Genomic DNA, 18,106 nt, shown 5'->3' on the forward strand with positions numbered 1-18,106 from the left:
CGATGTGTACCGGGTTAGAGGTGGCTGCAATTGGTGCGTCTGTTCTTGCAGCTGGTGGCGCGGTCTATAGCGGGCAACAGCAAAAGAAAATGTCCAACTATCAGGCGGCGCAGGCGGAAGCAGATGCAGAAGCCGCGCAGGCTGCTGCACGCGTAGAAGCTGATCGTATTCGTAAGGCGGGCAGGGCACAAGCAGCCCAGGCAAATGCAGCTCTGGCAGCATCAGGTGTTGACACAGGGGAGGGTACAGCACTGCGTATTCAGTCCGATATTGTGGGTGATGCGGAACAGGATGCGTACCAGACCATTCTAGACGGCGCGAACCAGAGCGCCCGGCTCAACGCGCAGGCGTCTGCTGACCGCATCAGCGGCCGTAATGCTTCAACATCTGGCTATATCAGTGCGGGCAGCTCGCTGCTGAGCGCTGGCGGTACAGCGTATAACGGCTGGAAAAAAGCAGGGAGTAAATAAGCGTGAGAATTCCAACGGGTAATTTTGGTAACGTTGCGCCGCAGGCTAATCCGACCCGGGTCGGTGTCAGTAATGTTGGCCAGATTGGTAACGCTGTAGCTGGGCTGGGGGCTGCTCTGGGCCAGACTGTGGATGATTTGCAGCGTACGCAGGATAAAGCTGATGTGGCTGCTACCCAGGCGATACTTACCGATCTCGATGCGAAATCCAGCGACCGCTGGGAGAACCCGGAGACCGGCGCGCTGGTAACCCGGCAGGGGTTTAAGTCGTCTGGCGTTGGTCTGGACATGGACAAGCTGGATTCATCAGACTACGCAGAAGCCCGCAAACGCGTACCACAGAGCCAGTTGCAGTATTTCGATGCGCAATGGAAAGCTGGTCAGATCCGCCGCGCCAGCACCTACAACAGCTTTGAACGTAGCCAGACCGAACAGGCCCAGCGCCAGCAACTCGACGCGACGGTAAAATCGTCCGTTGAACAGGAAGCGGGGGCGTTTGACGACCCGCAGGCAGCTGCGTTAATTCGCGGCGCCCGGCAGCACTCGATTTCATTGTATGGCCAGGCACAAGGATGGTCACAGGAGCAAATTGACCAGGCGGTTTCTGAGGCAAATTTGCGTGCTACGGACCAGCGAGCCCAGAATTATGCGGTTACCAATCCTCAGGGCTGGTTAAATGGCGATTTTCCAGTGAAAGATACCGGTGCGCTGGATATGCGCGCCATCGGGATAGTTGAATCCGGCGGTAAGCATTTTAATGCCGACGGCAGTATTATCACTTCTTCTGCCGGTGCGCAGGGAAAATACCAGCTGATGCCGGACACAGGTAAGGAGCTGGCGGCGAAGCGCGGTATTGAATATAACCCGGCAGACGAAGAGCAAAATGCCCTGCTGGCAAGCGATTACGCAAATCAGCTGTATGGTAAATACGGCTCTGAAACGCTGGCAGGTGCTGCGTACAACTGGGGTATGGGCAACGTTGACAAACTGATCGCGAAAGCCGGGGACCCACGTAAAGGCGAAATATCTGAGGCTGATTTTGTTCGGCAGCTACCTGCGGAAACTCGCGGGTGGCTGGCCCGGTACCGTAAAAATAAAACCGGACTCGATCCGGTGTCTGTCAACAAAATCGATAATATCGCCGAGTCGAAAATTCGGGAGCAGCGTACAGCCCTGCGCGAGCAAATAGACCCAATTCTGAATAATACAATGGTACAGCTGTATAACGGTGAAGTGCCGGACGCTATGCCTGATAAAGCCTCCATCATGTTTGCGTATGGCGAGCAGGGGGCAAAGGCGGTTAAGCAGCTCGATATTGCGATCAACAACGCCAAAACCTTCCAGGCGATACAGTACGTTTCCCCAGAACAGCAGCAGTCAGAAATTGCGAGGTTAAAGCCTCAGGCAAATGACCCTGATTATGCGCTGAAACTCGATGCATACGGCAAACTTGGCGCGCTGGTGCAGAAAAGCAATGAAGCGATACAGGCGCAGCGTGATGCCCGTCGTTTTAACGAAGCGCTGTCTATGGGCGAGAAACTCGACCCTACCAATAAATCTATGCAAAAAGCCGCTGACGCAACACCAACGGCGCAAAATTTCCGGATTAACGACGCCACTACCCACGACGGGATCGTACAGCAGGTTGCCCAGACCGGGATCATTCCTTCGCAGGTAACCACCCAGTTATCGGCGATATCCCGCTCGCGCAGCTCTGAGGCGGTACGTCAGGGTGCTGAGTTATTTAATCGTCTCTATGACACAGATCCTGCGTCTGTTGGCAACATGCCAAAGGATATGCAAGGGTTTTATCTCACCGTTAAGCAGCTTACCGATTCTGGCATGGCGTCCGAAACCGCTATCGAGCAGGCGCAGAATCTGACCTACAACCAGACCGATGCGCTCAAAGCGCAACTGGCATCAACTCAGAGCACCAAGGAGTACAAAAAAGACCGCAGCAAAGCGATGGATTCCGCAGTGAGCAGTATGTCTGGCTTCTTTAGCTGGGGAAATCCATCAGCCGACGACCAGACGCCGGAGGCTGCACGTTTCCGTAACGATTACCAGTCGCTATACGACATCAACTATCGCACCACCGGCGGTAATGCGGATGCGGCGAAGAAAATGACCAACCAGCAGATCGCACGTACATGGAGTATCAGCGAGGTGAACGGCAGCGCTAAGCTTATGAAATATGCTCCGGAAGCACTTTATAACTACGGACCGTCTGGCTGGCAGGCAGCGCAGTGGAAAGAAGAAAAAGAGAGCCTGATGTATGGCGAACGCAAGGGTGATATCTCCACCAGCCCAACGCAGCTCGGGATCACCTCCGGAAGCGCTGCACCTGTTATCAGTAAAACGCCAGAATCGCGTATTGGCGGAGAACTGGAGATAACTCCTGATGTGCTGACGGCCCGCAATGGCGATTACGCCATCATGGTGCGTACAAAAGATAAGGATGGTATCGAGGCGGTACAGCCGTTCTACGATTCGTACGGCAGACCGATGCGCTGGAAACCGTCACTGGAAGAGTGGGCGCCATACAAAAAAATTCAGGAAGAGCGTGAAGAACATGATCGCAATGAGCTGCAACGCGGTCAGGATATACGCGGGTTCAAAGATAAACACCGCGCACTCGACGAACAGTATAAGCGTCTGCACAACGAGCGTATGGACAGAGTTAAAAATTACTTTTCGTGGAGCACTGAATAATGCCGGTATACGCCACTCATGAAGAAATGAATAACGGATTCACTCCGGCGGGTAATGTCCTGGCGGCGCCTTCCGGGTTTGATGTCCCGTTGCCTGAGGGTACCAACCCGGCCCCCCAGCAGGATGAGCCGTCTGTATGGAGCGCTGCATTTCGTCAGAATAACCTGTTGGGCGAGATGTTCCGCCCGGCGAAGCAGTTTGAGCCTGTAGACGGGTATAACCCCTATGCTGATAAAACCGAGCTGCACGGCTATGAACAATGGGGATCCGCTTTTGCCGACTCCCGTTCGCCAGAAGAAACTGCCTGGCTGAAACAGCAGATTGACGACGAAAACGAGGATCGGCGGGTACTTTCCGAGGCCGGGGGGGAGGGTGTTCTCGCCAGCATTGCCGCCGGGGTTGTTGACCCGGTTACAGTAGCTTCGATGTTCATCCCTGGGGCGCAGGGGGGCGCAGTGGCTCGTATTGCGTCGCAGGCTGCAATCGGTGCGGCTGCAACAGCAGCGAGCGAGGTTGCGCTTAACAACCAGCAAATAACCCGCACATGGGGCGAAAGCGCGTCTCACGTCGCAGCGGGTGCATTGATGAGCGGTGTATTTGCGGCGGCTGGCGCCGCGCTGTCTCCTTCTGTTCGCACTAGGGCCACGCGCGAAGTGGCTGATGCGCTCGATAGTATGAGTATCACGTCAGCGACGGATACGGCAGCGGCTTCCCTTTCAGAAGGTGGTAGCGTCGGCGCGGCACGAATCAGCGAAGCCACGCTCGAAGATCTCACTCCGGCAGCTGGTGGCCCGGTCGGTAAACTGGCGCGAAAGGCAGGTAGCTATCTGACACCGTTCACCCGCCTGATGGAGTCACCGTCGAAGACATCCCGCCGCACGGCTCTTGAGCTGGCAGAGAATAATTATACACTTCAGGGTAATGCCCGCGGCATCGAGACACCTGTCGCCGCAGAAACCCGCGTTCGTGGGTGGCGTCGTGAAGAGGCCGCTGTTGTTGTGACAAACAAGCAGGCCTACAGCCAGTACAAAGCCACCGGTGGTGACCTGAGCTTTTCTCAGTTCCGCGAAGAAGTGGGTAATGCCATGCGCAGCGGCGATGTGCATGCTAATCCGGTAGTGCATGAAACGGCACAGGCGATGCGGACCGTGGTTAACCGGGTGAAAGTGGCGCAGCAAAAGCTGGGCCTGCTGCCGCCTGACGAGGAGCTGAAAGCCATCGGCCAGGAGAGTTATTTCCCGCGCGTGTACAGAGTCGGCAAAATCGTTAACGAGCGCGATAAATTTCGCGACATGCTGGTCGACTGGTGGTCGCGCGGTGAGAAAACCATGTCCCGCGAAGAGGCGGAAATTACAGCTGATGCCACGATCAATAAAATCGTCGGCGCAAAAATCCCGCAGGATTTCGCAAACGTCTTTATGGTGAAAGCGGCAGGCAGCACCCGGTCGCGTACGCTCAGCGTTCCCGATCGCCTGATGAAAGATTATCTGGAGAGCGACGCCAACTATGTGCTGCAACGGCATATTCGCGAGGCGTCGGCAGAGGTGGAGCTGACGCGCGCATTCGGTAATAAATCACTGGAGAAGCAGCTCAAGGATATTCAGGACGAATACGATGCGCTGATGCGCCAGAATCCCAAAGACCAGGCGAAACTGGCGAAAGCCCGCGATAACGATATCCGCGACATCACAGCGCTGCGCGACCGCCTGGCGGGTACCTACGGCATGCCGGACGATCCATCATCATTTTTTGTGCGCGCTGGTGCGTTTCTGCGCAGCGCTAGCTTTGTAACCAAGCTGGGCGGTATGACCGTTTCCGCTATTCCTGATCTCGCGCGCGGTGTGATGGTTAATGGCTTTGGCAATACCATGCGCGGTTACTCAGCGCTAATCAGCCGGTCGCCAGCATTCAAGGCCAGCCGCGCCGAACAGTTAAAAATGGCCGTCGGGCTGGAAACTATCCTGCATACTCGTGCGCGTACGATGGGTGACCTGGTAGACAGTTCTGCCCGCACTACGGCGGTAGAAGCGGGAATGGAGCGCGTTACTGATGCGTTCGGCAAGCTCACGCTGATGGGCCACTTCGATGATATGAACAAATCGGTAAACGGCATGATCACGTCCGACGGCATTCTCTCCGGCGCGTTCGCTGGCCGTCGTCTGGCGAAGCTTGGTATTAACGACAACATGGCCGCGCGTATCCGCAGCGAGTTCGAGAAGCACGGTGAAGTCATCAACGGCTGGCATATCGGTAATTTCGAGAAATGGGATGATCAGCACGTGGCTGGCGTTTTTCAGTCGGCGGTACTCAAAGACGTTAATAACACTGTTATCACGCCGGGGATAGGTGATACACCACTATGGGCCAGCACGCCGCTCGGTAAAACCATCTTCCAGTTTAAATCGTTCGCTACCGCATCCTATAACCGTGCCACACTGGGCGGCCTGCAAGAAGGAACCGGGCAGTTTTATTACGGTACCGCTTTTCAGATTGGTCTCGGCGCGCTGACGTACGCGCTTAAACAGACTGCAAACGGTAAAGAGGTAGACTGGTCGCCGAATAAACTGGTACTGGAAGGTGTTGACCGCTCCGGTATTCTTGGCCCGCTGATGGAATATAACAATATGGCGGAAAAGGCCTCCGGCGGTATGGTGGGGCTGGGTGCTTTGCTCGGTACCGGCACACAGTCACGTTATGCCAGTCGAGGTTTTATCGGCTCTGCATTGGGTCCGACGTTTGGCCTTCTCGATACCATTACCGATGTGACAGCTGGCGTGCTCAATGGCGATGCTGGCGATCGGGTTCTGCACAACGTACGTACGCTGTTGCCGGGTAATAACCTCTTCTGGATTGCTCCTCTGATAAATCAGGTTGACCCTGGTATGCGGTAATCGGTCGGGATTCCGACCTCTTGTCTGTTACATCATTGCCCTGTATTCACTATGGGGCTTTTTTATGCATCAGGATTACAAAACACGCCTTACCGCGCTGAGCGATAAACTCACCGATATGGTGCTCGAAGAAGCCGATCCGGATAACTGGCCGGGGGCAGGGAAGAAACCGAGCGAACTGACGAAAGACGAGCGCGGCGACCGCTACTGGGACAAGAAGAACGCAGCCGCATCGCTGACGCTGTTGATTAAGGTTCACTCCCTTATCGGCATGCAGACGCGCGGAGGTACGCCAACTGATAATCCTGGTCAGGATGATGAAGCTTTTGCGCTGGGCCAGCAGGTATCGAAGGCTGAGCGTGAAGCAGCCGCTATTATCGAGCGTCTCCAGAAAGGCAAAAAATGATCTCCTTCCTCGCCTTCTTTCTGATGTGGGCGGAACGGATGCAGTGGAATGTACCGGACTGTCACTATAAAGCCTGCCACTGGCTGGAGCATCGCGGTAATCTCGCGGTGCTTCGCTGTTTCCGTGGGTTCGGCAAATCGACAATTCTCGCGGTCTATAACGCCTGGCGGTATTACTGCGATCGGCAGTATCGCATTTTGCATCAGTCTGAATCCGATGGTACTGCGTATAAAACCAGCCGCGATACGCAGAACGTTTTACGTAATCATCCGCTGACGAAAGGAATGCTACCGGACGGGCAGGGGACGGTAGAGCAGTGGTGGGTCAACGGTGCGCTGGATTTACGTAACGGCAGCATGTATGCCAAAGGCATTCTGTCTAACGTTACATCCGCCCGTGCCAACGAATGCCAGAACGATGATGTAGAAGTACCCCGCAATATCCAGACGCCAGAAGCGCGTGAAAAGCTGCGCTATCGCCTGGGTGAACAAACGCACATCCTGATCCCCGGTGGCCGCAAACTCTACATTGGTACGCCGCATACGCATGACAGCCTTTACGATGAGGTTGAGTCTATGGGCGCTGACTGCTTGACCATCCGGCTATTTGAGAAAGAAAAACGCGTTGAGGCCAAAGACGCTACGCAGCTGCGATACAGCTTATCTTTCCGGCCGGAATATGTTTTCGCCGGGATCCATAAAAGTGCCCGCCTGCTGGTGGAAGATGTCGACTACAAAATTACGGCAAGCGGGGTTGAATTTGCCACCGCGCCCGACACCGTTATTGATTTCTATGCAGATTGCGCCTGGCCTGAGCGATTCACGCGCGATGAAATGGAGAATCGCCGCAAAGAAACGCGCACGATTAACGAGTGGGACAGCCAGTATCAGCTGCACAGTAAACCCGTCGGCGACGTTCGTCTCGATCCAGACCGAATTCGCGAGTACAACATCCATCCGCAGATCCGCTATGCGAACCGTACGGCCTCGCTATGGCTGGGTAACGTGCAAATCGTCGGTGCTGTAGCCTGGTGGGATGTGGCCACAGGTAAAGTTAAAGCGGATGCTTCGGCGTTCTCGCTGATGCTGACGGATGCGAGAGGGCATTTGTACTGGCACATATGCCAGGAGCTTACCGGGGAGCTGGCAGAGTTTGACGATAACGACAAAATCACTGGCGGCCAGGTGGCGCAGATCAAAGAACTGGTACTCAAATATCAGATCCCGGTTGTGTGCGTTGAGGTGAACGGCCCCGGCAGCTTCGCGGGCAAATTGATTCGTCAGGCGCTTAAGGGTACCGGCTGCGGCGTACGAGAAGAATTCAGTATCACCAACAAGCAGAAACGCATCCTCGATGCGTTTGAAGCGCCCCTGTCTTCTCGGTTCCTCTGGGCGCATACCGATGTGCTCGACGGTCCTGTCTATGGCCAGATGCGTGACTTTAATCCTGCGCTGACCAACCAGCCGGACGACTTCATTGATTCCGGCGCTGGTGCAATAAGTCAGACCCCTGTACGTATCGGGAAAGTGGTCGGGATTCCGACCGGGCATGCGCGCGAAGATTGGCAGTTAAGTGACGGAGATCATCTGGTCGACGTCGATTACTAACCTGCCAGAGGTTTCGCATCATGTCGGTCCCTAACCAGACACCTTATATAATTTATAATGCCAACGGCCTGACGACCGTTTTTCCCTTCGAGTTTTACATCATTAATGCTGGGGATATTCAGGTCTCCATAAACGGTACACCAGTTTCAAGCGGTTACAGCGTTTCCGGCGTTGGTAATGTAACAGGCGGAGATGTGATTTTCATTACTCCACCTGCTGCGGGTACAGTAGTGATGCTGGAACGAGTGGTCCCGACTTACCGTTTGACCGATTACCAGGATAACGGTGACCTGCTGGCCGATACGGTAAACAAGGACTTTGACCGTCTGTGGATGGCTATCCAGCGTTCCTTTATCTACCTTGGTCTGGCATTACGTCGCCCATTGCTTGGAGGGCCGTTTAACGCAGAAGGTTACCGGATTGAGAAGCTTGCCGATCCGGTTAATCCGCAAGATGCTGCGACAAAACGTTACATTGATAATGTGAGTCTTGTTCGTGCGCTGCGTGTCCCTGAAAGCTCCATTCCAACACTTGCACCCGCGGAACATCGAGCAAATAAGCTGCTGGGGTTCAACAGCGCCGGCGATCCAGTATTCGTATCGCCGCCATCGGGGTCTGCCTCAGATGTCATGTTGCAACTAGCTGCAAGTGATGGCTACAAATATATCGGAGAGTGTCCAGATATCTCGACTTTACGGTCGATTGAACCAACAACACTCGGACAGTTAATAAGGGTCAAAAATTACTACTCAGACAAATTTGGTGGTGGGGGCTTCTTCCGCAGTGTTAATCCCGGAACGCTGGTAGAAGATGGCGGTCTTTATATCAAAACGTCCGGCGGAGCTGTGTGGCGGCGGTGCGTCAAAAATAAACAGGTCAGCACAGAAGAATATGGATGCTGGGATGGGAATACAGGATCTGACAACTCTGCACGCCTGTTGAAAGCATGCGCCTCTGGTCTTGACGTGAAAATGATGGGGGAGAATTATAATGTCGTTAGCATCCCTTCAAGTCGATTCAGCCTGACCGGGAGAATGAAAGCCTCTACTGCTGATTTTTCCACGGCATACGGTCGTACGCTCCTGACATTGACTGGAGCGAATGTAACTTATGACATCGATATCGACATGCAGAATTTCGGCGCTGGTGGTTTTATCAACCAGGGTACAGACACTGTTGGTCGCATCAAGGTTTCGAATATCTATGGTGCTAACAGAACGACTTATGGCCTCCAGAACGCAGTAACGGATGAAGGAATAAGAAACACCATTTCTGCCATTATTCGTAATATTCAGAAGGGGGATACTGGCGTTGATCCGCAGCCTGCTGCATTCACCGTAGGTGCTACAACTCAGCGAGGAAACTACCCAGATGTTAATATCTATGACAGTCAAGGTGGGGTAATCGTCGCAGCCACCACTGAAACGGTATTCGGTGTTATCACTGCCAGGTTGATCCACGATAATGGAATTTACTGCCTCGAGGGTAGTCGCGTTTCGATCTCTGAAATGGTTGTTGATAACGGATTAGGCGAGCCCGTTGTAAATGCTGGCGGTATAGTAAACATAGGGGTTCTGCGTATCAGAGAGTGCTCTGGATATGGCATTACATACTCGTACAGTGGAACCATGCGCATCGATGCCTTGTATATCGACAACACCCTAAGTTCATCTATTATGCCAATTCTGCGTAGCCGACCTGATAACGTGAGCAGCACAATCAGGATAGGCCGCATTGAAGGGGCATGTGTACTTGCTGGAGTTACTGCGAGCATTCTTCACTCTATGTTCTCCATTACGCAAGGTGTGACTGATCTGTATATTGGCGATGTAAATCTACGGGTAAATTACGTAACCGGCTCATATCTTGGCATGGCGGATTTTGCAGGGTGCTCAAGGATCCAGTTGGGTAACTGGACGATAGATTTCAATGACACCACAGGGACACTCACATCAGCAAGCATTGCTTACTTCTCTCTGCCTTCTACAGCTCAGTTCGCTGGCTCTCAGGTTGGGTATCAGAATTACAGGTCAACCACGGCGACGGTGAGAATGACTAATATTGGAAACGACACGATAGACTTTGCTGTGGGCCAGGCCGTGCAGGTTAACGCAGGTCCATATATCAGCAGCGCTATCTCTGCTAACTGCCGAATCTTCCATGCCGCAGCAGTACCAACAGCAGGTAAGTGGTACAGCGGGGATAAAATATTCATCATCACACCTGGAACATCAGTGAAACTAGGCTGGGTATGTACACAGTCCGGAGATTTCTCTGGAACAGCACCAACATTCCAGTTGATGGTGTAAAAGAAAAGGCGGCTAATGCCGCCTTCTTTTATTTGTGAGACATCATTTTTTGATAAATGGCATACAGACACAATGCAGCAGGGATCGCTGCCGTTCCCGAGTAAACAACGTGACCAGAGAAGAATGATACGAAGAATATCATGGTAAAGAAGCAAAGTGATATGAGTCTGGACATGCGAGTCTCATAGCATCCATATTTTACTTTTGACCACACAAACTTCATATAGTAGAAGAAGAAAACGACACCGGCTACGCCAAACCACAGGTACATATCAATCAGATCTATTTCTACCGATGATTTTATTCTCTGAAACTCAAGATATTCTTTGGTAAAACCGAAGAAATATTCACCAGTAATAAATGCGGAGTTTCCTTGAATCATTCTCCACGCCGCGTCTACAAACTCATCCCTTCCTGAGAATATTAATCGAGTAATTCCGCCATTCTCATATATATAAACGAATTGAGTCCATTTAGCTCCACTCAGTGTTATGTCTGGGTTGATTATGAAAACCAGCGCGAACACTGCGATAATGGCGGCAGGTATAAGGTACTTTACAGAAAGTGAACGGTATCTAACAAAGAACCATACAGCTACCATTGCGAGAGAAGCAATCATAGCTGTTTTTGTTGAAAGGAGTATGCTGCATCCAAGCAATGCAACAAGCAGGAAGAAAGTCCAAAAGTATCTATAGAAATAAAGTGAAACAAATGCAGCAAGGAACATAAGCAAAATGCTTACTTCATTTCCAGCAAAGAAGAACCCTTTAGCGCCGACAGAGTATTCAGCGTAAGCATCACTTAGGGCGGCGTCTCCATATGCAGAATAACCGTAACCCATTTGCGCCATAAGGAAATTGAGAAGCGTAAACCCTAGCGCTGAAACTGCTCCCAACGCGGCCATCCTGTGAGAAACTCTCAGTGCCGAGAGGGTGTCATAAACGACAAACATTAGCAGGCATCGAATTGCTATCTGCACAGTTTCTACCGGGAACTCATTGAGTTCAAAAGTAGTATAGCCGAGTATCGGACCAAGGCACAGGATAAGCATAAAAAATGAATAGAACAAAAACCGTTTGATTCTGGTTGCCGCGAGCAGCAAAAGGCACAGACCTAATACAGCAGCTTTATAGAGAGGGGACACAAACCCTATGTCTCGCTCATAAGATAGCCACCCATTCAGCATGTCTACCGGTACAGAAAGGCAGAGAATTAGTATAAGAATTAATCGCATTTTTTATTCTTAAGATAGATTTCTAGTGTTAGCCAGGCTGCTATGAGCAGTAAAAAGATAGCCACTACCCACTTGTTATCCACAGATCCAGTGACAAGCAAGCATACCATTGAGACACCCAAAACTCTTGGGAGGTTAATCCCTTCTTTCATATGTCAGTACCGGGTAGTGCAAAGACGAAAAGCACAACTATCATGATGATTAGCCACTCCATCTTCTTCTCCTCAAAAAAGCAGTTTATCACATGTTTAGGAAAGTTCACTTATTCAGAAGGGCGAGTAAGATTCACTGTATGTATCACCAGCAAAAAGAGAACGGTTTCAAATTGTATAACTTATGACCATTGATTGGTATTGCTAATGATAAAAAACAAGCCATCATCACTGCATTTAATGGTGACAAATTAAATTTATGAACCTAATAAAATTAAGGAAGGCCGAAAAGTATCGGCCTTCGACTAAGTTAGTTCACGTCTTTACATTTTGTAAAGTCTATTATTACCGCGTCTGAATTGTGCATAACAAAATAGTCATCATTAGCAATTAATACACCTTGTTTGCATAAAGCATCTCTGGTTGCTCTTCCTTTGCTTATATGAATATAGTTGAGATAGATCCCATACTGCCGCATGAAGTAGTTTGCGAAAACCCAGTTCTCTCTTATGGATGGGGTAATCAGTTGACGAATGACAGGGAAGTTGTCTGCATATTTATTAGACACCTTGGAAAGCTCAGGCATGCCTATAAAAACAAGATTCTTAAATGGTTTATTTAAATTGTTAATATCTTTGGCAATTACTATTGCCCGATATTCATCAAGCCTTTTTTGCATGGTTGAAGCATTCCCATACGCTGCGGAAAGTGAGAAAGCGTAAACCACCGGGACAATCATCAGGAATTTCCAGTATCGGCTTAAGAAATATATCGCACAAAATACCCCAATGAATACTATGGCATTAACGCCAAGCAATACGCGGGGGTTTGTCACTGGTTTATAGAGTAATAGTAAGGGGCCAGCTATGCATATAAAAATAACTGGAAATGCAATGAGTATAGTTAACTTATCAAACGCAAGGTTTAATTTGTTTTTATTGTTATTGTGTGTAAATAAAGACTTTATCCATATCACTAATAGCAATACTACCAGAGCAACTGCTATCACGTATGCCGTTGTATCTAGTGAGTTTAATACTCTATCGTAAAATGCTTGAGCATTACTAAAAAGCAGACCTATCGGATCTGGTTTTTCAGTAATCATAATACTGTGATTTGTGTTGTAATCACCCTCGATAAAGGCAGGTACAATTGCTAAAGAGTAAATCACCTGAGCTACAAGTAATGATATGGCTTTGTATAAAGCGGTAAGTAAAATGCGACCTTCGCTATTTATTCCTGCTAGTATTGCAGCAAAACAAACTAGTATGATGTACACATTTATAGATGGCTGATAAAGACACATGGTGCCAATCAGCAAGACGGTGCCAACTGCACAGCCAGCTAAAGGTCTGAACTTTCCTGGGATTGTGAACGCAAGAGATGCGAATAATAATGATAAAGCCATAGGCAGAGAATCGAACTGATAAGAAAGATTCTCTAAATAAAACGGAGATATAATAAAAGAAAAAGCCAGTATGTTTCTTTTTGCTTTATCCTCAACACCAAAGTGCTCAGCAAGTAGAGCGCCGCAGAGCACAGTAATTAGCATTGCAATAATTATGGTGAAAGGGGAAAGGTTACTTATAGGGAATCCAAAGCTTAGACCCTCCATAATCCAGTCACTTAGTGGCCTTCCGTTTACACCCCATTTAGTATAACCCTCCGTTGCCCTTCCTATATCATCATTAAACATACGTCCTGCAATAATGATAGGAAGGATGTACACTAATCCTGCAATGTACGCAATTTTGTATCTGCTGAAGAACTGTTCAATCATCTTTCTTGCCCTTGTTTTTAAGCACATATCTTGGACGATTTTTCACTTCAACATATATCCTGCCAATGTATTCTCCAAGTACGCCGATACCGATCAACTGAATGCCGCCAAGGAAAAGAATAGATACCAGTAAAGATGGATATCCACGGACAGCATTACCGAACACCAAAGTGTCGAAAATCATCCACGCGCCGTAAAGGAATGCCACCCCAGCAACAAACAGGCCGATGTAAGTCCACATACGCAGAGGGAATGTAGAGAAGCTTGTGATCCCTTCAAGCGCCAGGTTCCACAACTTCCAGCCGTTAAACTTCGTGCTGCCTGCAACACGCTCGGCACGGGCGTACTCGACTACATCAGTGCGACCACCAACCCATGACAAGACACCTTTCATGAAAAGGTTACGCTCAGGTAAAAGCTTAATATTTTCTACAACCTCACGAGACATGAGACGGAAGTCACCAACGTTTTCTTCAATCTTCGGATTGCTGATCTTGTTGTGCAGCTTATAGAACCACTCAGCCGTCTTGCGCTTCAGTCGGCCATCTGTTGAGCGATCAGAGCGTTTAGCCAGAACCATATCAGCCCCGGCTTGCCATTTCTCTATCAGGTGAGGAATGACTTCGATAGGGTCCTGCAAGTCTACGTCGATCGGGATAATCGCTTCACCGGTCGCGTGGTCAAGCCCGGCGAAAAGAGCGGGTTCTTTCCCAAAGTTACGAGTGAATGACAGTGGAACAACAAGCGGATCGGCAACAGCAAGCGCGTTGATAATTGATTCTGTCGCGTCTTTACTGCCGTCATTAATGAAAACTATCTCAACCTCATGCTTCTGAAGCCCTTCAAATTCCCGAACAGTTTTATAAAAAATAGGTATCGCGTCTTCTTCGTTAAAGACGGGAACGACCAGAGAAATTTTCATTTCGCATCCCTAAAGACAATGAACTTTGAATAAATAAAACCGCACACCAGACTGATGGCGGAGAAAAGAATGAGAGTTACGATCGGAGCCATGCCGGACTTATCGGCAGCCCAACCAACAGCCGCGCTCAGCGAGCCCATGAACCCAACGTAAAGCATGTAACGCATGGTTGTGGTGGAAGACTTGAACGTGAACCTGGCGTTTGCAAAGAAGCTGAATGACACCGCCACGACGAACCCGGCGAAGTTGCCAAGTGCCTGGCCTGTGTGAAACGCATATATGCAAATAGCGAACACAACCCAGTGAATGAGCGTGTTTATGACACCGATCGATGTGTACTTAGCGAAGAGCTTTAACATTATGAGAATCAGTCTATTCTGAAAGGCAAAGAGTTTAGCACTTGTCACTAACCTAATCGACCTCCTCTATATGGTCGGGATTCCGACCGGTCTCCACGCTTACCCTCGGCTCACACAAATATTTTCCCCACAGGGGGTGAGGCATGAGGATGAACAACCTATCAGACGTAGCGGCAGGACTATCCTACGGCACATCTATTGGCAGCTTTGGGTACTGGCTGTTGCAACTACTCGATAAAGTGAGCCCCAGCCAGTGGGCTGCAATCGGCGTTCTTGCAAGTATTCTCTTTGGTTTACTGACGTATCTGACCAACCTGTATTTCAAAATCAAAGACGATCGTCGAAAAGAGGCCAGAGATAATGGCTACCAGCAAGACTAAATTCAGCGCCGCAGTTCTCGGACTGATCCTTGCCGGGGCGCCTGCTTCCGTCATCCTCGATCAGTTTCTGAATGAAAAAGAGGGAAACAGCCTCACAGCTTACAAAGACGGCGGTGGGGTCTGGACTATTTGTCGTGGTGCCACAATGGTGGATGGTAAACCGGTGGTGCAGGGCATGAGGCTGACCCAGGCGAAATGCGACCAGGTAAACTCCATTGAACGTAATAAGGCGCTGGCTTGGGTAGAACGAAATATAAAGGTGCCGCTGACCGAACCACAGAAAGCCGGTATTGCTTCGTTCTGCCCGTACAATATCGGCCCCGGTAAATGCTTCCCATCAACGTTCTATAAGCGCATCAATGCCGGTGACCGCAAAGGGGCCTGCGAGTCGATCCGCTGGTGGATTAGAGACGGTGGCCGCGACTGTCGACTGACAAAAGGCCAGGAGAATGGCTGCTATGGTCAGGTTGTACGCCGGGATCAGGAAAGCGCACTTGCGTGCTGGGGGATAGACCAGTGACCATTAAAGCAAAGCTGTTAGCGCTGGCCGTTCTGCTGGCCCTTTTCGCTGTTACCTTTTACGCGGGTTATCTGAAAGGCTGGTACGCCCATAGCGAAAAGGTAAACAGTGAGCATGCAGCGAAAAACAAAAAGGCTGAGAAAGCCGTCGCCAGTAGTGAGCAGAAAGCGGCAGCGGCCAGCGCAGAAGGTAAAGTGATTTACCGGACCATTTACCGAGATGTGGTGAAATATGCTAACGACCCGAATCATACTAAGTGCGATTTTGACGATCACGCTGTGCAGCTGCGGCAGCGAGCCCTCGATGCGGCCAACTCCATCAGCGGATTTGATGCAGGAGCCATGCAAGGGAGCGAGTAAAGCAGGAACAGACAGCGACGAAGATCTGCAAGCAGACATCGAAACAGCGGAATGCCTGCGGCAGTTACGGCTGGATAAATATCGTTGGCAAGCTTGGTACAGGGCTACGGAATAACGCACTCTTATTCACTAATCATTCCGAAGATTGGTGCCGGAGAGGTTGTAAGTGCATGTATTTAAGGCGTATATATTTGGGTCTATGTTCGGAATATTTTTATAATCTACTGATTTTATTGGTTTTAACAACCAATTTAAAATCCCTCGGCGTTCGCGCTGTGTGGGTTCAAGTCCCACTCCGGCTACCATGGGAAAAAGCAGAATAATCAAAGCAATAAGCAGTGTCGTGAAACCACCGAAAGGTGGTTTTTTTGTGCCTGCCATTCTGCTAATCAACAACCTTCATTTCTGACCCTCACGTAATAAAACAACGATCCTTTTCAACGGAATTAAACAGATACCCATTATGCTATCGTGTAGCGGGCGCGATTTGCAGTGTGAAGATTTGCAGGTTTGCGATCCTGATTCCCCATGCCATCACCTCATTTAAGGGACGCTATGTCTTTACCGCCATTGTATGCACTGCGTGCGTTTGAAGTTGCTGCGCGGTTGAACTCCTTCAGTAAAGCCGCTGAAACGCTCAATATTACACCGGGCGCGGTCAGCAGACATGTTCGTACCCTTGAACTGTGGTTCGACTGCGAGCTTTTCAAAAGGCAAGGTCCTCGGGTGGAGGTCACTGAAGCCGGGCGAGTGCTTGCCGGGCAGCTGAACGAAAGCTTCACGAGCATTGAATGGGCCTGCCGGGTATTTCGTAGTGAAAACCACCTGCTGCGGCTTAAAGCACCCAGTACCCTGACCATGAGATGGCTTCTCGACGTGCTGCGATCTTTTCGCAACAACCATGCAAAACCACAGGTTGAGATTGCCAGCGTCTGGATGGACATTGACACCGTTGATTTCAATCTTGAGCCCTACGATTGCGCCATTCTTCTCGGCAATGGGCGTTTTGGTGACACAACGGAAAGCCAACTGCTATTTCATGAATGGCTTATCCCGGTTTGTACTCCATCACTTATCGAACCGGCCCGGCAGCGGCTTCCGCAATGCGATCTGATCCATCCTTCACCGGACAGACGTGACTGGCGGCGCTGGCTGCGAAGAACAGGATTGTTCCCGGGGCTCGATATGAGCAGCGGTATGGTGTTCGATACCCTTGAACAGGGAAGTATTGCCGCGATGAACGGGCACGGCATCGCTATCGCCGACCTGCATCTCACGCTTGATGCCCTGAAAAGTGGCCTGCTGGGCCTGCCTTTCAGGGAAGCTATCGCGACGGGGGATGGCTATTACCTCGTCTGGCCAAAAAATTCACTCAAAAGAGAGAGCATTCAGCATCTTCTGGCCTGGCTGCAAAACCATACCCCGGTCGTTCCGGCGCTGGATATCGATTATCTGGAATACGATGACAGTCGGATTTATTAATACCGTTATGAATAAGATATATTTGCCATCTTTTTATAACGTTCTGGCAAAGCGCTGTTCAGGTTGAGCACCTTATCCAGAATATAAAATGCTGGCGTGTTTTTCTGCTGTTCAGCGTCAATAATTGCCGCACGTAATAGTGTGGCGGCAGACGAAATCTTGTGAAAATAGTCCTCAGACTCGGGCGTCTGTAATTCACCAGAAGTGGCGTAACGCACGTCCGGCCAGCCAGAGAAGTTGAGCAGCGGGAGAGGGTTGCCTGCTTCGGGCTGACAGGATGAAAGCAACGCAGCTGCTTTTTGGGGATCGCGATAGGCAACTGAAAGCATATACGCGCGCTGCGAAAACGGTAACAGGGCGTCAGAATGATTTTTGGTGGAGATAAGCAGGGTCATAAAATTCGCTAAATCGCCATCTGATGGAGTTTCAGATGGCGATATAATTTTTATTAATTGAAATAAAGCATCAAGTGTCATGTTTGCCCCGGTTCCTCTCATTATGAATATTCAGTTTGCGCCTGAATG

15 protein-coding genes are annotated in these 18,106 nt (G+C 50.2%); 10 read left to right on the top strand and 5 right to left on the bottom strand.

Annotated elements, in window-relative coordinates:
• Positions 1-2: 2 nt before the first annotated feature.
• The 6 genes from ACWKXX_RS08570 to ACWKXX_RS08595 all read left to right on the top strand — a co-directional run bounded on the left by ACWKXX_RS08570 (position 3) and on the right by ACWKXX_RS08595 (position 10,394).
• Entirely contained in the window at positions 3-470 is a 468-nt protein-coding gene (locus ACWKXX_RS08570; protein ID WP_032654052.1) for a hypothetical protein, read from the top strand.
• 2 nt (positions 471-472) lie between these two features.
• Entirely contained in the window at positions 473-3,181 is a 2,709-nt protein-coding gene (locus tag ACWKXX_RS08575; protein ID WP_032654050.1) for a transglycosylase SLT domain-containing protein, read from the top strand.
• On the top strand, positions 3,181-6,072 hold the full coding sequence (locus ACWKXX_RS08580; protein WP_032654047.1) for a hypothetical protein: 2,892 nt from the start codon (positions 3,181-3,183) through the stop codon (positions 6,070-6,072). The genes ACWKXX_RS08575 and ACWKXX_RS08580 overlap by 1 nt, the downstream gene beginning before the upstream one ends.
• A 64-nt stretch (positions 6,073-6,136) precedes the next feature.
• Positions 6,137-6,478, top strand: a complete 342-nt coding sequence (locus ACWKXX_RS08585) for a hypothetical protein (RefSeq protein WP_032654043.1) — start codon at positions 6,137-6,139, stop codon at positions 6,476-6,478.
• Positions 6,475-8,085, top strand: a complete 1,611-nt coding sequence (gene terL, locus ACWKXX_RS08590; RefSeq protein WP_032654039.1) for a phage terminase large subunit — start codon at positions 6,475-6,477, stop codon at positions 8,083-8,085. Before ACWKXX_RS08585 ends, terL begins: the two co-directional genes overlap by 4 nt.
• 20 nt (positions 8,086-8,105) lie before the next feature.
• Positions 8,106-10,394 (top strand): phage tail fiber domain-containing protein, encoded by a 2,289-nt coding sequence (locus ACWKXX_RS08595; RefSeq protein ID WP_050597042.1) that lies wholly within the window; start codon positions 8,106-8,108, stop codon positions 10,392-10,394.
• Positions 10,395-10,422: 28 nt separating this feature from the next.
• On the opposite strand, the gene ACWKXX_RS08600 is transcribed toward ACWKXX_RS08595, so the two are convergent.
• The 4 genes from ACWKXX_RS08600 to ACWKXX_RS08615 all read right to left on the bottom strand — a co-directional run bounded on the left by ACWKXX_RS08600 (position 10,423) and on the right by ACWKXX_RS08615 (position 14,841).
• Positions 10,423-11,628, bottom strand: a complete 1,206-nt coding sequence (locus ACWKXX_RS08600; protein ID WP_063613301.1) for an O-antigen ligase family protein — start codon at positions 11,626-11,628, stop codon at positions 10,423-10,425.
• 462 nt (positions 11,629-12,090) lie between these two features.
• A complete protein-coding gene (locus ACWKXX_RS08605; RefSeq protein WP_032654033.1) occupies positions 12,091-13,560 on the bottom strand; it encodes a glucosyltransferase domain-containing protein in 1,470 nt (489 codons plus the stop codon).
• Complete coding sequence (locus tag ACWKXX_RS08610) at positions 13,553-14,482, bottom strand: glycosyltransferase family 2 protein (protein WP_032654030.1); 930 nt, start codon at positions 14,480-14,482, stop codon at positions 13,553-13,555. The genes ACWKXX_RS08605 and ACWKXX_RS08610 overlap by 8 nt, the downstream gene beginning before the upstream one ends.
• Positions 14,479-14,841 (bottom strand): GtrA family protein, encoded by a 363-nt coding sequence (locus ACWKXX_RS08615; RefSeq protein ID WP_032648602.1) that lies wholly within the window; start codon positions 14,839-14,841, stop codon positions 14,479-14,481. Before ACWKXX_RS08615 ends, ACWKXX_RS08610 begins: the two co-directional genes overlap by 4 nt.
• 149 nt (positions 14,842-14,990) lie before the next feature.
• On the opposite strand from ACWKXX_RS08615, the gene ACWKXX_RS08620 reads away from it, so the two are divergent.
• From ACWKXX_RS08620 to ACWKXX_RS08635, 4 genes are all read left to right on the top strand, one after another.
• Entirely contained in the window at positions 14,991-15,221 is a 231-nt protein-coding gene (locus ACWKXX_RS08620; RefSeq protein ID WP_015571338.1) for a class II holin family protein, read from the top strand.
• Positions 15,202-15,741: a lysozyme gene (locus ACWKXX_RS08625; RefSeq protein WP_032654028.1), complete on the top strand. Its 540-nt coding sequence runs from the start codon at positions 15,202-15,204 to the stop codon at positions 15,739-15,741. The genes ACWKXX_RS08620 and ACWKXX_RS08625 overlap by 20 nt, the downstream gene beginning before the upstream one ends.
• Entirely contained in the window at positions 15,738-16,100 is a 363-nt protein-coding gene (locus ACWKXX_RS08630) for a hypothetical protein (protein WP_032654025.1), read from the top strand. The genes ACWKXX_RS08625 and ACWKXX_RS08630 overlap by 4 nt, the downstream gene beginning before the upstream one ends.
• A 555-nt stretch (positions 16,101-16,655) precedes the next feature.
• Entirely contained in the window at positions 16,656-17,582 is a 927-nt protein-coding gene (locus ACWKXX_RS08635; RefSeq protein WP_045910791.1) for a LysR substrate-binding domain-containing protein, read from the top strand.
• A 5-nt stretch (positions 17,583-17,587) separates the two neighbouring features.
• Here the strand turns inward: ACWKXX_RS08635 and ACWKXX_RS08640 are convergent, their stop codons facing one another.
• Positions 17,588-18,058, bottom strand: a complete 471-nt coding sequence (locus tag ACWKXX_RS08640; protein ID WP_032648789.1) for a hypothetical protein — start codon at positions 18,056-18,058, stop codon at positions 17,588-17,590.
• Positions 18,059-18,106 lie beyond the last annotated feature (48 nt).

The organism is Enterobacter sp. UPMP2061, assembly GCF_053709615.1.